The organism is Nonomuraea sp. NPDC049480, from assembly GCF_044465905.1.
Taxonomy (GTDB): Bacteria; Actinomycetota; Actinomycetes; order Streptosporangiales; family Streptosporangiaceae; genus Nonomuraea.
Genome location: NZ_JBITMD010000008.1, coordinates 398,002 through 411,765 on the forward strand (window position 1 = coordinate 398,002; position 13,764 = coordinate 411,765).

The window sequence follows — 13,764 nt, forward strand, 5'->3', positions numbered from 1 at the left end:
CCTCACGATGCCCGGCGCTCGCCGTCCGGTCTTGGACGAATCTGACCGGGCGTCGTGTCCCCGAGCCCCCGGAACTCGCGGTTCATGTGCGCCTGGTCGTAGAAGCCGCACTCCGCCGCCACCCGCGTGATGGCCGTGCCCGACCGCACCATCCGCAGCGCCCGGCCGAATCTGATCACCCGGGAGGCCGTCTTCGGGGGCAGCCCGATCTGGTCCTGGAAGCGGGCCACCAGGTGCCGGTGGCTCCAGCCGAGCGACTCCGCCAGCACCGAGGGGCTCACCTGCCCGCCGGACCGCAGCAGCCGCCCCCACGCCCATGTCACGGCGGGATCCAGCGAAGGCCCCTCATGAACGCGCGCGACCAGCAGCCGATCGGCCAGCGCCAGCCGCTCCCGCCATGACGGCGTCCCGGCCAGCCGGTCCACCGCCATCTCCGCCCACGGTCCGAGCAGGTCCGCGACCGGCATGGTCAGGTTCGTCAGGTGCCGCATCGGCACGCCGAACAGCCTCCTGGCCCCGAACGGCGTGAGCACCACCTCCACGCCCTCGGAAGGCCCCGTCACCCGGGTGACCGTGAAGCGGTCGCTCAGCCCTCCCGTGAAGGCCGTGAACCGCTCCCCGCCCACCTCCATCGGCGTGCCGAACGCCAGGATGAGCACCGCCCCCGGCACGGCGGCCTCGGACCGCGTGACCGGGGAGTCGTAGTGCTCGCGGTAGGCGCACAGCCGGGTCGCATAGGGCCGCAACGCAGCGCTGGGGACGGCCTCCACCATGGCCGGCCCCAGCATGCTCATGTGTTCAAGACTAGAGGCCGGTGTGCGTGGCGAGGAAGGTGAGCGTGTCGGCCGACAGGTCGACCGACCGGCTCACCGAGCGCGCCCCGTGGCCCACCTCGGTCTCGTTACGCAGCAGCACGGGCCGGTCCGAGGCCGAGGCGTGCTGCAGCGCCGCGCACATCTTCCACGCGTGCAGCGGGTGCACACGGGTGTCCGACTGGAAGACGGCGAAGAGCGTAGCGGGGTACGCCACGCCGTCCTTGACGTGGTGGTAGGGCGAGTAGCTCCGCAGCCAGCCGAACTGCTCGGGGTCCTCGGCGGAGCCGTACTCGACGTTCCAGGTGGCGCCGAGGCCGAACTGCTCGTACCTGATCATGTCGAGCAGCGGCGCGGAGCACACCACGGCCGCGTACAGGTCGGGGCGCTGGGTCAGCGCGGCGCCGACGAGCAGGCCGCCGTTGGAGCCGCCGGAGATGCCGAGCTGCTCGCGTGTGGTCACCCCGGTCGCGATGAGGTGCTCGGCGGCCGCGTGGAAGTCGTCGAACACGTTCTGCTTGTGGGCCAGCATGCCTGACCGGTGCCAGTCCTCGCCCTCCTCGCCGCCGCCGCGCAGGTTGGCGATGGCGTAGACGCCGCCGGCCTCCACCCAGGCCAGGACCGAGGCGGAGTAGCCGGGGGTCATCGACAGGCCGAAGCCGCCGTAGCCGTACAGGATCGTCGGCCGCGGGCCGGGCGTGTCGCCGGCCGGGGAGATGATCAGCATGCGGACGTCCGTGCCGTCCTTCGACCGGTAGACGACCTGCTCGGTGCGTACCTCCGGCACCTCGACCGCGCCCGGCGACGCCGCCCACAGCGTGGTCTCGCCGGTCCTGGCGTCGTAGCGCTGGATGGTGGGCGGCGTGGTGTTGTCGGTGTAGCCGAACCACGCTTCGTGGCCACCCTCGGGGCGCTCGGAGATGCCGCCGATCGTGCCGAGGCCGGGCGTGGGCACCTCGCCGAGCCGCTCGCCGGTCTCCAGGTCGTGGATCGTGATCTCGCTGAGTGCGTGGCGGGTCCAGCCCACCAGCATGATCGGGCGCTCGAGGTCGTCGAGGATGGCGAAGTCGCTCAGCACCGCCTCGGAGTCCTCGGGGATCAGCTCGCGCCAGGCTTCGTAGCCGGGCTCGGCCGGGTCGGTGACGCACACCCTGGCCCTGGGCGACTCGCGGTCGGTGTGCACATAGAGCCTGCCGTCGCGGCCGAACACCAGCCCCGTCTGCGCGTCCACGCCCTCCTGGACCACCGTCAGTTCCGGCCGGTCGATCGGGGAGGCTGTCAGGTCGGCCACCCAGAGGTCGTTGCGCGGAGCCGTGCCCTCGTGCGCCGACACCTGCAGCCAGTGGCCGTCCCTCGAGACGGACACGCCGTAATAGTTGGTCATCTTCAGCCCTTCGCCGAAGATCATCACGTCGTCCTCGGTGGAGGTGCCGACGCGGTGCAGGTAGACGCGGCGGTGGAACTGGCTCTCGTTCTCCGGCACCTCGGTGCTCGGCAGCCGGCGCACGTAGTAGAACGCCTCGCCACCGGGCAGCCAGGCGATGGGGGAGTAGCGGCAGCGGTCGATCGGCCCCTCGATCCGCGTGCCCGTCGCGACGTCCATGACGTAGAGCGCCGACTCCTCGTCGCCGCCCACCGAGATCTGGTACGCCAGCAGGCGCCCCTCCTTGTCGGGCTGCACGGCGTCGAGCGTGGTCAGCCCCGACGGGTCGATCGCCATCGGGTCGATCAGCGCCCGCTCGGTCCCGTCCGGCTCGACGACGTAGTAGACGGCGTGCTCCTGGTCGGGGGTGCGGCGGGTGAAGAAATGGCGACCGCCGCGCCACGACGGCGTGCCCACCGAGCCGGACCTGAGCAGCTCGGCGATGCGGTTCTTGAACCGCTGCGGCCCCCTCCGCCGGCCGAACAGCTCAGCCTGCGCGAGCAGCCATTCCTTCGTCTCTGGACTGTCGGGGTCCTCGAGCCATCTGTACGGGTCGGGAACGGGCATGCCGTGCAGGAGGTCGACGGTGTCTTCGCGGCGTGCGATCGGGTACGGCTCTCGCGTCATGCACGGAACCCTACTGCGAACGCGGGGGCGTAAAGCGCTGGTGAAGCGGGCATAAAACGTACCGTGCGTCCCTCTAGTCATCCCGTCGGACGGTTTTGGGGTGGCGGGAAGCATGGTGCAAACGCCAGACTTGGTGACAGGACGGTGCCGTGGTGACCATCCGCTGGGCCGTCCGGCGGAGGTCCACGTGACGGAAGCACAAGTGCCCCAGGAGGGGCCAATAGCCGGGACATGCCGCGGCATGTCCCCTTTGATACCCATGCAGCAGGGAGAGGCCCGATGACGCGCCAGGTCCTGCTGCTCAACGCCACCTATGAACCGCTGACCACCCTCTCGCTGCACCGCGCCATCGTGCTGGTGCTGCGGGAGAAGGCCGACGTCGTGCACCGCGACGGCAGGGGCGCAGTGCTGCGCTCCGCCAGCTGCACGCTCGACGTCCCCTCGGTGATCAGGCTGCGCAGATATGTCCGCATCCCCTACCGGTCGCGCATCCCCCTGACGAGGGCCGCGCTCATGCGCCGCGACAACTACCGCTGCGCCTACTGCGGCCAGCGGGCCGAGACCATCGACCACGTCATCCCGCGGTCCCGGGGTGGCGCCCACACCTGGGAAAACTGCGTCGCGTCCTGCACGACGTGCAACCACAGGAAGGCCGACAAATACCTGGAGGAGCTCGGGTGGACGCTACGCGTCAGCCCTGCGGTGCCACGGGGCGCCCACTGGAGGCTGATCGGCGCGTCGCTCGTCGGAGACCCCCAGTGGGCGCCCTACCTCGAGGCCGCTGCATAAAAGGGGCCTGACGAAACCGCTTTGAACGAGGCGGTCCCGGCCTGGCACCATTCCAGCATGTGGACCTTCACCTCGGACGTCGAGGAGTACGCCGCGGTCGCCGAGCCGTTCCTGCTCGGCGACCCGGTGGGCAACACCGTCCCACTGACCGTTCTGGCCAATCTCCGGGCCGGCATGCCTGCCAAGGATGCCCGTTTCGGCTGGTGGACGGTGGACGGTGAGGTGCGCGGGGCGGCCTTCCGCACCCCGCCGTTCCCGATCGGGCTCGCCGTCATGCCCGTCGACGCCATCGCGCCGCTCGTTGAGGCGCTCGGGCGCGACATTCCCACGCTCGTCGGCCGGCTGGAGCTGACCGACGAGGTGCGGCGGCTGATGGGCCCGCCCAAGCGTGAGATCTCCGAGCGCCTCTACCGCCTCGGCACGCTCCGCGTTCCCGACGTGCCCGGCCGGGGCAGGCCGGCCGAGCCCGCCGACTTCCCGCTGCTGGTGAGCTGGTATCAGGCGTTCGGCGACGAGGTGGCGCTGGGCGAGGGCGACGCCGCCGAGAGCATCGCCCGCCGCCTGGCGGCCCGCGAGCTGTTCATCTGGGAGGCCGAGGGGGCGCCCGTCTCGTTCGCGGCGCTCTCGCCCGCGGCCGGCGGGGTGTGCCGCGTCGGGCCGGTCTACACGCCGCCGTCGTGCCGCAGGCGCGGGTACGGCGCCGCCGTCACGGCCTACGCCAGCCGGGCCGGGCTGGCGGAGCGCTGCGACCAGGTCGTGCTCTTCACCGACCTGGACAACCCCACCAGCAACGCCATCTACCAGGCGATCGGCTACGAGCCCGTGTCCGACTACGCGCACATCACTTACTCTTAGGCCATGCCGCGTTACGAGTTTCGCTGCCGCTCCTGCGGCTCCACGTTCGAGGTGTCGCGTCCCATGTCGGCTTCCGACGATCCGGCGGCCTGCCCGGAAGGCCACGACGACACGGTGAAGTTGCTGTCCACGGTGGCCATGACGGGCGGCGCGGCTGCACCCCGGGCCGCCGGCGGGGGTTGCTGCGGCGGGGGCTGCTGCTCTTCCTAGGCCGCCGTCTCCGGGCGGGTCAGCGCATTGACCGCAGGCCGGGCCACGTGCCCGACGGTGACGATGCCGGCCTTCGGGGGTCTCCCTCCACCATGTTGGGCACTCCGCTGCCCCGACTGGTGCCGGCAGCGAGACCACCGGACCGTTGAGCACGTCCCTCCGGACGCCGACCGGCCAGACGTGCACGGTCCGACCGGGGAGGGTGCCCGACGCCGCCTGGGCGCCGGGCGCGCATGTGACACCATGTCACAGGGTCGCTACGGGTCGCTAATCCAATCGGACTTCTGCCACCCGCACCCCAACGGCCGTGGTCGCGGCCGGTGAAATCAGCTGGTTACCTACGCGGCCCTGCTGCGCCGGCGGCGCTGGAACGGCAGGAACCGGTCGGCGAGGTGCGGACGGGACGGCGTGAGCGTGGGCTCGACCGCGATGATCCGGTCGAACCTGAACGCCCTGATCGCACGGCGCATCCTGCACACGCCGACCAGATACCAGTATTCGCGGTGGACCAGGCACGTCACCGGCTCGACGTCGCGCGCGGTGATGGTGCCCCCGGCGTCTCGATAGTGCAGCCGGATCATGAGACGGCTCGTGATGGCGTCGGCCATGAGCCGGGCCCGGGAGGCGACCTCCACGGGCAGCGGCTCGGTCAGCGTCGTGAGCGTGGTGGCGATGACGTCGTCGTCGAGCTCCAGGTGCTCGAGCGCGTGCTGCAGTCCGCGCCTGGCGGTGACGGCCTGGGGACCGGCTCCGAGGTGGGCGAGGGAGAGTGCGAGGGCGGCGATCTCGGCGGTCGTCAGCGGGCGAGTATCGTGCTTCACGACTGTCGTCATACCCCAAGAATAGGGATGACGACCGACATTTTTCGAAAGTCTGTCCGGTAGGCCAGGTTCAGTGGCCGAGCTGGGACAGATCCCGTGAGGCGCCCGTCGAGGCGGACGTGGTCATCGCCGCGTACGCCTGCAGCGCCACGCTCACCGGCCGGTCGCGGTCGCGCGGGCGGTAGCGGCCCAGGTCGGCCAGCAGCCGCTCGCGCCGCGCCGCCAGCTCGGCCTCGGGCACGCGCAGCTCCATCGACCGGTTGGGGATGTCGATGTCGATGGTGTCGCCGTCCTCGACCAGCGCGATCGTGCCGCCCTCGGCCGCCTCGGGAGAGGCGTGGCCGATCGACAGCCCGGACGTGCCGCCGGAGAAGCGGCCGTCGGTGACCAGCGCGCACACCTTGCCCAGGCCTTTGCCCTTGAGGAAGGAGGTCGGGTAGAGCATCTCCTGCATGCCGGGACCGCCCTTGGGGCCCTCGTAGCGGATGACCACCACGTCGCCCGCCTTGACCCGCCCGCCGAGGATGCCCTCGACCGCCTGCTCCTGCGACTCGAACACCACCGCGGGCCCGCTGAACGTCCAGATCGACTCGTCGACCCCGGCCGTCTTCACCACCGCGCCGTCGCGCGAGATGTTGCCGTAGAGCACGGCCAGCCCGCCGTCCACGGTGTAGGCGTGCTCGAGGTCGCGGATGCATCCGGCCGCGCGGTCGAGGTCGAGGTCGTCCCAGCGGTTGTCCTGGGAGTACGCCTTGACCGTGCGCACGTTGCCGGGTGCCGCGTGCCACAGCTCCACGGCCTCGGGCTTCGCCGCCGGCGACTTGACGTCCCAGGCAGCCAGCAGGTCGGCCAGCGTGCCGCCGTTCACGGTGGGCACGTCGCGGTGCAGCAGCCCGGCCCGGTCGAGCTCGCCCAGGATGGCCGGGATGCCGCCGGCGCGGTGGACGTCCTCGACGTGGTACTTGTTCGTGGCCGGGGCGACCTTGCACAGGCACGGCACCCGCAGCGAGATCTCGTTGATCTCCTTGAGCCCGAAGTCCACGCCGCCCTCGCGTGCCGCGGCCAGGATGTGCAGGATCGTGTTGGTCGAGCCGCCCATCGCCACGTCGAGCGTCATCGCGTTCTCGAACGCGTCGCGGGTGGCGATCGAGCGCGGCAGCACCGACTCGTCGTCGTCCTCGTAGTAGCGGCGGGTGATCTCCACGAGCTGCCGGCCCGCGTCCTGGAACAGCTTCTTGCGCGCCTTGTGCGTGGCCAGGATCGTGCCGTTGCCCGGCAGCGCCAGGCCGATGGCCTCGGCCAGGCAGTTCATGGAGTTGGCGGTGAACATGCCGGAGCAGGAGCCGCAGGTCGGGCAGGCGCTCTCTTCCATCTCCAGCAGCTCGGCGTCGGAGACCGAGTCGTCGGCGGCGGCGATCATGGGGTCGATCAGGTCGAGCTTCTTGCCGGGCGTCTTGCCGGCCTCCATGGGCCCGCCCGAGACGAAGATCGTCGGAATGTTGAGCCGGAATGCCGCCAGCAGCATGCCCGGCGTGATCTTGTCGCAGTTGGAGACGCAGATCATCGCGTCCGCGCAGTGCGCTTCGACCATGTATTCCACGGCGTCGGCGATCAGCTCGCGCGACGGCAGCGAGTAGAGCATGCCGCCGTGGCCCATCGCGATGCCGTCGTCCACGGCGATCGTGTTGAACTCGCGGGGAATCGCCCCGGCCTCGCGGATGGCCGCGGACACCACGTCCCCGACCTCTCGCAGATGGACATGACCAGGCACGAACTGGGTGAAGCTGTTGGCCACCGCGATGATGGGCTTGCCGAAGTCGCTCCCGGCTACGCCGGTCGCCCGGAGGAGGGCCCGGGCACCGGCCATGTTCCTGCCATGGGTGACTGTACGTGACCTGAGGGCGGGCATGGCGCTTCTCCCATCGCTAGCGAGTCTTCACATGTTACGACCACCGCCCGGCAACTGAGACAACCGTCCACTCACCGGACGGTTGGTTATCGTTTCGTGCCGGAATCGAGGCCCTTGCCGGCCGAACCCGTGTCAGAGAGATCAAACGGGCGGTCATGCTCGACGATCCCGCCAGGATCGGCAACTTCATCCATACGACAGACCGGCTGTGCCGCAGGCCGGCCAGGGGCGAGGGGGTGCAGGACTCACCTCACGCCGCCAGGCAGCCGCTGCTTCCCCGCCACTTGCTGACCGCCCAGATCGTCGAGCAGCTCGCCGAGGCCGACGGAAGGGATGACCGGTTCACGCCGGTCGGCGCCGCCGATCGTCCCCGGCGGCGCCGACGTCACCCCGGCCCCGGGCGGACGCTGAACGGGCACGCGGCGCTCGCGTACGACGCCACCGAGACGATGATCACGGCCATCCCGCCCGGATCGGGGCGTGCGGCGACATCACGGCGGCCGGCCGGAAGGAGTTCTTCCCCTGGTGCGGGTCGATCCCGGAGATCTACCGCTAGGCGGGCAGCCGCACGGCGGCGAGCTGGGTCGCCTGGCCCACCAGGCGGCCCTTGGCGTCCCAGATGTGCGCCACCTCGTCCATCCGCTCCCCGCCGACGTCCGTGGCCGACAGCCGGACCCTGATCGGCCCCGGCACGGGCAGCCTGCGGATGTACGCCGACAGCTGGATGGTGGGCACCCAGCCAGGAAGACCCAGGTCGTACGAGACCGGCGGCACCGGATCGAGCGCCACCAGCAGACTGAGCGGATCCCAGTCCGAGCCGTCGGCCAGCCGCTGCCACGACGCGATGACGCCGCGCCTGGACGGGGCGCCGAACGCGAAGGCCAGGTGGGCGGGGTCTATGCGCTCCTCGACCACCGCCATCAGCGGGACGCGGAAACCGGCGCCCGGCGCGTCGATGGGGGCCAGGAAGCAGTCCTGCTCGGGCGGCAGCTCGACCGGCTCGCTCGCCGTCCACCAGGCGTCGGAGTCGTCCAGCAGGCCCAGCGTGAGGTGCGCCTCGACCCGCGTCCGGCCCTCCTGCACCAGCGCGGCCCTCACCTGGGCCACGCTCCTGCCCACGCGGAGCGTCTCCACCCGCGCGACGGCGTCGCCGGGCTCGGGCGGCTCGATGAAGGTGCCGCTGACGGCGGTCACGTGCGGGTGGCCCGCGCCCCCGGCGCTCTCGCAGGCGGCCCGGCCGAGCACGGCCAGCAGGTAGCCACCGTGCAGCCGGGTCCCGACGCTCCACTCCGCGTCCAGAACGGCGCCGAACTCCCCGTCGCCCAGCGCCGTTAACGCGGTCGCTTCCCGAAATGTCCCCATGTGAGCACATTGACATCGTTAACCTGACGGCGTCAACCTGAGTCCATGACCACGACCAAACGGGTGCGCGCCCGGCGCGGAGAAGGGCCGCTCCTTCGCGAGGAGATCCTGCGGGCGGCCGAGGACCTGCTTGCCGAGTCGGGCAGCGAGGACGCGCTCACGCTGCGCGCCGTCGCCGAGCGGGCCGGGGTGTCCACGCCCTCGGTCTACTTGCACTTCGCCGACAAGGAGGCGCTGGTCGAGGCGGTCTGCATGCGCGTGTGGGACGAGCTCGGCCGGCTCTTCGGCGAGAACCTCGGCGGCGACCCGTTCCTCGCCCTGGGCCGGTGCGGGCGCGCCTACGCCCGCTTCGCCCTCGACCATCCGGTGCAGTACCGGGTGCTGATGATGCGGCCCTCGGCGGCCCCCGGCGTGCCGCCGGCCGCCGCCGCATGCTTCCGCCACATGGTGAACGCGGTCTCGGCCTGCGTGGAGACCCGCGTGCTCGAGGGCGAGCCGGAAGAGCTCGCGCTCGGCCTGTGGTCGGCCGTGCACGGCTGCGTCTCCCTGCTGATCGCCCAGCCGTCGTTCCCGTGGCCGCGCGACAGGGAGGCGCTCATCGACCACATCGTACGGATCGCCGGCTTCGGCACCGCGGTGTACTCCCGCCTGCCGCGGACGCTGCCGCCGAGCGCGGATCTGGCCACCGCGCTCGACGACTTCGGCGCACGACTGACGGGCGCCGATTAGCGGTTGCGGCCTCAGCCCTCGCCGTATCGGGCGGGGAGCTTCTCGGCCGCGATGTCGTAGATCCGGTCGATCTCCGCGTCGGTCAGCGCCCGCTCCCGCTTGGTGATCCACTTGCGTGCGCGGTCACCCTGGTAGACGTCCACGCCGCGGATCGTCATGATCTTCCACGGCACGGGCGGGCCGTAAATGGCGAGCGAGGGCACGACCGGCACCTCACGGCCGAACGACGCGCTGATGAGCTCGCTGGCCCGCGACGCCTCCAGCTTGGCGTGGTTGAGGCGGTCCTTCTGGTCGAACGGGCCATGGAAGAGCTTCTTGCCCATCTGCACGCGGACCGGGAGCCGCTTGTCCCACTTCTCGGAGTCGACGGCGTACACGCCGGTCGGTCCCACCACGAGATGGTCGATCTGGTGCTCGGTCTCCGGGATCGCCCTGGCATGGAGCGTGCGGTAACCGATGCGCTCCAGCTTGCGCAGCTGCGCCTCGGTGCGCCGCTCCGCCACGGACGAACGCCGCCAGGCGGGCACAGACGAGTTGGAGCGCGCGCGATAGACCGCCTCCAGGATGGCCGCGAGCACCCCCGCGGTCACGCCGGCCCGCCAGTCGCCCACGAGGAAGCCCGCCACCAAGGCCACGCCGATGGCCACCAGCAGGCGGTTGCGCAGGCGGCGGAAACGCGGCTGTCGCAGCAGGCTGCGCACGGATGCGCGCTCTACCGGCGCGTATGTGGAGGTGGGCGCCGATGGCTTCGCGGCGGCGGTCTGCTCGCTCTCTGGCCTGTCGCTCACCCAGATCGGTGACGCGTTGTGACCGTCTTCTCGCTGGTTGTCGGAGTCCACGTAACTCACCGTAGCCCGGGAATCTGATTGATTCCTAGTGTTGCCCTGTCCATAGTTTTATGGCCCAGCTCATCGTGTTCCACGCCCGTTTTCCGGGTATTACTAACGTTCTTCTCTAGAGATGCCTGTGGTTCGTGCAAGATCCTAACTTGCCGCGCGCATGGGTCTGGCCGCGCCCCCTCACGAGGTTTACGTTCATGGTGTGAACGGCGCGGCAGAGATTCTGCTCTTTCTCATCGGGGTGTCCGTGGGGCTGTTCGTACTGATCAGCCTGCTGGTCATGGTGCCGGGACGCGGCGCGCATCGGCGGATCGAGTCCGGCCCGGTGTGGCTGGGCGGCCCGTCGGGGAGCGAGCGCGGCGTGAGCACCTCGGGCCTGGCGCTGGCCGACCGGGTGGCGCACTGGGCGACCGTGCCCGAGGCCGACTGGGTGGCCGCGGCCGAGACGGCGGAGCCGGGGCGGCACGTCGGCGGCGCGTCGGCCGGATGGTGAGGGTGACGATGCGAGGACTGACCACCGCCCAGGCCGACGACATCAGAAAAGCCCTGCGCACCGCCGAACGACGCAGCGGACTCCGGTTCGGGCTCTTCCTGGGGGAGCCGGTCGGGGGGCGGCGCCACTTCGCGGAACGCCTGCACGCCGCCCTCGGTGCGGAGGCCGGCGACGCCGTGGTGATCCTGGTGGACGTCAAGGGCCGGGGACTGGAGATCGTGACCGGCGAGAACGCGCGACGGCGGCTGAGCGACGGGGTCTGCCGGATGATCGCGATGTCGATGGCCACCGCCTTCAGCGTCGGCGACCTGATCGGCGGCCTGCTGTACGGCATCGCCGCCCTGGGCGAACAGGCCACGGCCCGCCGCTGACCCGCCTCGCTCCGCCTGGGTGGGCCTGTCCGCCACGTTGCCGTGTCGTCTCGGGCGTGCTGGGTTCATGCGCGCGTTGGGGGTCAGTCGCGTTCGAGAAGGGTGACGATGTGGTCGCTGACGCCCCGCAGCAGGGTTGCGGGTGCGATGGGTGCGGAGGCGATGGCGGAGAAGAGGGCGGGGAGGCCCGGCAAGGGGAAGCCGTCGTCCTCCGTGGACGAAGCCCCCACCGCGTTCTTGTCCAGCGCCGCCCGGCTGCGCTCCCAGGCGTCGAGCACCTCCTCCGGCGACGGCACCCCGAACCCATGCCCGACGGGTGCCGCATGCCGCAGCCGTACGAGCGGCGTCTCGCCGAAGGCCAGCGCCGTGCGGGCCCGCAGTTGCAGGTCGGCGCGGGGCTCCGGCTCGATCCAATCCATGGCCGTGCAGGGGGTGCGGCAGGTGGCGACGCAGACGGCCAGTGCGCCCGCGACCTGGCTGTGCTGCCGGTCGAAGTACGCGCGCCACCCCTCGCCCGGCTCCATTGACACGCGCAACGTCCGGTTGGTGGCGGATTGCTCGGACTTGGTGTGATCGCACTCCCGTTCCCCGATCACCCCGAACCTGCTGCCCGGCACGCTCAGCCCGGCCGGCCAGCGCGCGGGATCCCCTGCGTGGCCGAGTTGCGGCTCGAAGGCCAGCAGCGGCAGGTATTCGCTGGCGATGTGCACCGCCGCGATCATCGGGCTCAGCTCCCTCCGGTGCCACCGCGCGGCGATGACCTCCAGCAGCAGCCCGTACGCCGGCCGCAGCGACTCCAGCGCCCCGCGCGGCTGCTCGCGCGGCGTCTGGGGCATGTGGCAGGCCCGCGCCCGCCGCCGCAGCTCGGCGGGCACGACCTTGGCCTCGGCCGCGAAGTCCTCGGCGTCGAGAGAGAGCAGCCGGTGCCCGAACTCGCACACCTCGGCGATCTCCGCCGCGGGCGCGAGCGCCCCGAGATCGGCGAAGGCGTAGCGGCGAGCCAGGGCGACGAGGAGGTCACGAGTCGTTTCCACGCGACGACTTTCTCACGACCGGCGGGTGGTCACGGACGCCGAGCGCTCGGGGGTCACGGGCATGGTTCGCGTACGCACTGGATCTCGCCGGTGGGATTGACCTCCGTGGGCTCGGACGTGGGCTCCTCCGGCCCCGGCGAGCTCGGCTCCGGCTCCTGGGTCGGCTCCTTCGTGGGCTCCGACGTGGTGGGCTTGGGGCTGGGCGACTTGGTCGGCGTGGTGGGGGTGACCGTGGGCGTGGCGCTCGGCACGCGCGCCGTCCGGGTCGGCTTGACGCTCGGGACGGGTTTGTCCGGGGCCGCGGACGGCGGCCTGGTGGTGGCCGTGGGCGCGGGGGAGGTGGCCGTGACCGAGGTGCCCTCGACGGTCGGCGGCACGACGGTGCCCTTCGTGGGCTCGACCGGGCGCAACCAGACGAAGCCCGCCACGCCCGCGGACACGATCACGGCGGCGGCCATGGTGAGCACCGCCCGCATCGTCCGGCCGCGGCGCGGCGCCGCCGTGGGCGCCGGCGTGGGCGCCGGCGTGGGCACCGGCGTGGGCACCGGCGTGGGCACCGGCATGGGCGCTGTGTCGGGGGCGGTCATCGCCCGGCGCGCGGCCTCGGCCATCTGCGCGACCGTCGGCCAGCGCCGGTCCGGCGTCTTCTCCAGCGCCCGCGTGACCACCTGCCGGGGGCCCGGCGGCACCTCGTCGGGCAGCGGCGGGACGGGGGAGTTGAGGTGCTTGAAGATGATCTGCACGGGCGTGTCGCCCTTGAACGGCAGCTCCCCGGTCAGGCACTCGTACGCCACCACGCCCAGCGCGTAGACGTCCACCGCCGGCGTCACCTCGCTGGCGGTGGCCATCTCCGGAGCGCAGTAGCCGGCCGAGCACAACATCGTGCCCGTGGCCGTCAGGTGCGCGGCGGAGACCGAGTGGGCGATGCCGAAGTCGGTGAGCACCACGCGCCCGTCGGTCCGCACCATGAGGTTGGCCGGCTTGACGTCGCGGTGCACGATGCCCTGCGCGTGCGCGGCGGCCAGCGCGTCGCCGACCTCGGCGATCAGGCGCATGGCGGTGGCGGGGTCGAGCGGGCCGCGGCTCAGGACGCGGTCGAGCGACTCGCCCCGGATGTACTCCATGACCAGGAAGCTGACCTGGCGGCCGTCGACCTCCGCGGTGCCGTAGTCGTAGACGTCGACCACGCCGGGGTGGCGCAGTGTGGCCATGGCCCTGGCTTCGTTCTGGAAGCGCTGGGTGAACGTGGGGTGCTCGGTGAGGGCGGGCATCAGGACCTTGACCGCGACCGCGCGCCCGAGGACTGTGTCATCGGCACGCCAGACCTCGCCCATGCCCCCGCCGCCGAGGCGATCGGCCAGCATGTAGCGGTCGTTGAGATTGGTCCCCGCGCCTAGCACGTACTTGAGGCTAACACCGTTACTCCGATGCTCACGGCATAGTCAAGGAAGCCGGGGAAGGACCCCGCCGATGGTGGCCGGGGTCCTTCC

General features: G+C 71.4%; 15 protein-coding genes. 6 read left to right on the plus strand and 9 right to left on the minus strand.

Going from position 1 to position 13,764, the window contains the following annotated elements:
- Positions 1-2 precede the first annotated feature (2 nt).
- Both ACIBX3_RS25205 and ACIBX3_RS25210 read right to left on the minus strand, forming a co-directional pair.
- Entirely contained in the window at positions 3-794 is a 792-nt protein-coding gene (locus tag ACIBX3_RS25205) for a helix-turn-helix domain-containing protein (RefSeq protein WP_397120916.1), read from the minus strand.
- Positions 795-804: 10 nt separating this feature from the next.
- Positions 805-2,862: a prolyl oligopeptidase family protein gene (locus ACIBX3_RS25210; protein WP_397120918.1), complete on the minus strand. Its 2,058-nt coding sequence runs from the start codon at positions 2,860-2,862 to the stop codon at positions 805-807.
- 279 nt (positions 2,863-3,141) lie between these two features.
- Here ACIBX3_RS25210 and ACIBX3_RS25215 point away from each other — a divergent pair, with 279 nt between their 5' ends.
- The 3 genes from ACIBX3_RS25215 to ACIBX3_RS25225 are packed head-to-tail and all read left to right on the plus strand — an operon-like array spanning position 3,142 to position 4,716.
- Complete coding sequence (locus ACIBX3_RS25215) at positions 3,142-3,651, plus strand: HNH endonuclease (protein WP_127935522.1); 510 nt, start codon at positions 3,142-3,144, stop codon at positions 3,649-3,651.
- Between the two features lie 57 nt (positions 3,652-3,708).
- Positions 3,709-4,506 (plus strand): GNAT family N-acetyltransferase, encoded by a 798-nt coding sequence (locus ACIBX3_RS25220; protein WP_397120920.1) that lies wholly within the window; start codon positions 3,709-3,711, stop codon positions 4,504-4,506.
- Between the two features lie 3 nt (positions 4,507-4,509).
- On the plus strand, positions 4,510-4,716 hold the full coding sequence (locus ACIBX3_RS25225) for a zinc ribbon domain-containing protein (RefSeq protein ID WP_397120922.1): 207 nt from the start codon (positions 4,510-4,512) through the stop codon (positions 4,714-4,716).
- A 338-nt stretch (positions 4,717-5,054) separates the two neighbouring features.
- On the opposite strand, the gene ACIBX3_RS25230 is transcribed toward ACIBX3_RS25225, so the two are convergent.
- From ACIBX3_RS25230 to ACIBX3_RS25245, 4 genes are all read right to left on the minus strand, one after another.
- On the minus strand, positions 5,055-5,549 hold the full coding sequence (locus tag ACIBX3_RS25230) for a helix-turn-helix transcriptional regulator (RefSeq protein ID WP_397120924.1): 495 nt from the start codon (positions 5,547-5,549) through the stop codon (positions 5,055-5,057).
- A 58-nt stretch (positions 5,550-5,607) separates the two neighbouring features.
- Positions 5,608-7,446: a dihydroxy-acid dehydratase gene (ilvD, locus tag ACIBX3_RS25235; protein WP_397120926.1), complete on the minus strand. Its 1,839-nt coding sequence runs from the start codon at positions 7,444-7,446 to the stop codon at positions 5,608-5,610.
- A gap of 245 nt (positions 7,447-7,691) precedes the next feature.
- A complete protein-coding gene (locus ACIBX3_RS25240) occupies positions 7,692-7,865 on the minus strand; it encodes a hypothetical protein (RefSeq protein ID WP_397120928.1) in 174 nt (57 codons plus the stop codon).
- A gap of 133 nt (positions 7,866-7,998) precedes the next feature.
- Positions 7,999-8,808, minus strand: coding sequence for a thioesterase family protein (locus ACIBX3_RS25245; RefSeq protein WP_397120930.1), 810 nt, complete (start codon positions 8,806-8,808; stop codon positions 7,999-8,001).
- Positions 8,809-8,853: 45 nt separating this feature from the next.
- Here ACIBX3_RS25245 and ACIBX3_RS25250 point away from each other — a divergent pair, with 45 nt between their 5' ends.
- On the plus strand, positions 8,854-9,537 hold the full coding sequence (locus ACIBX3_RS25250) for a TetR/AcrR family transcriptional regulator (RefSeq protein WP_397120932.1): 684 nt from the start codon (positions 8,854-8,856) through the stop codon (positions 9,535-9,537).
- A gap of 11 nt (positions 9,538-9,548) precedes the next feature.
- Here ACIBX3_RS25250 and ACIBX3_RS25255 read toward each other — a convergent pair whose 3' ends face one another.
- Positions 9,549-10,376 carry a nuclease-related domain-containing protein gene (locus ACIBX3_RS25255; protein WP_397120934.1) on the minus strand — a complete coding sequence of 276 codons (828 nt, stop codon included), beginning with the start codon at positions 10,374-10,376 and terminating at the stop codon, positions 9,549-9,551.
- A gap of 202 nt (positions 10,377-10,578) precedes the next feature.
- Here ACIBX3_RS25255 and ACIBX3_RS25260 point away from each other — a divergent pair, with 202 nt between their 5' ends.
- The gene (locus tag ACIBX3_RS25260; RefSeq protein WP_397120936.1) at positions 10,579-10,869 is read left to right on the plus strand and encodes a hypothetical protein; all 291 of its coding nucleotides are present in this window, start codon (positions 10,579-10,581) and stop codon (positions 10,867-10,869) included.
- 8 nt (positions 10,870-10,877) lie between these two features.
- Positions 10,878-11,240 carry a DUF5130 family protein gene (locus ACIBX3_RS25265; RefSeq protein WP_397120938.1) on the plus strand — a complete coding sequence of 121 codons (363 nt, stop codon included), beginning with the start codon at positions 10,878-10,880 and terminating at the stop codon, positions 11,238-11,240.
- Positions 11,241-11,323: 83 nt separating this feature from the next.
- Here ACIBX3_RS25265 and ACIBX3_RS25270 read toward each other — a convergent pair whose 3' ends face one another.
- Both ACIBX3_RS25270 and ACIBX3_RS25275 read right to left on the minus strand, forming a co-directional pair.
- Positions 11,324-12,274: a hypothetical protein gene (locus ACIBX3_RS25270; protein WP_397120940.1), complete on the minus strand. Its 951-nt coding sequence runs from the start codon at positions 12,272-12,274 to the stop codon at positions 11,324-11,326.
- A gap of 53 nt (positions 12,275-12,327) precedes the next feature.
- The gene (locus tag ACIBX3_RS25275; RefSeq protein ID WP_397120942.1) at positions 12,328-13,674 is read right to left on the minus strand and encodes a protein kinase; all 1,347 of its coding nucleotides are present in this window, start codon (positions 13,672-13,674) and stop codon (positions 12,328-12,330) included.
- Positions 13,675-13,764 lie beyond the last annotated feature (90 nt).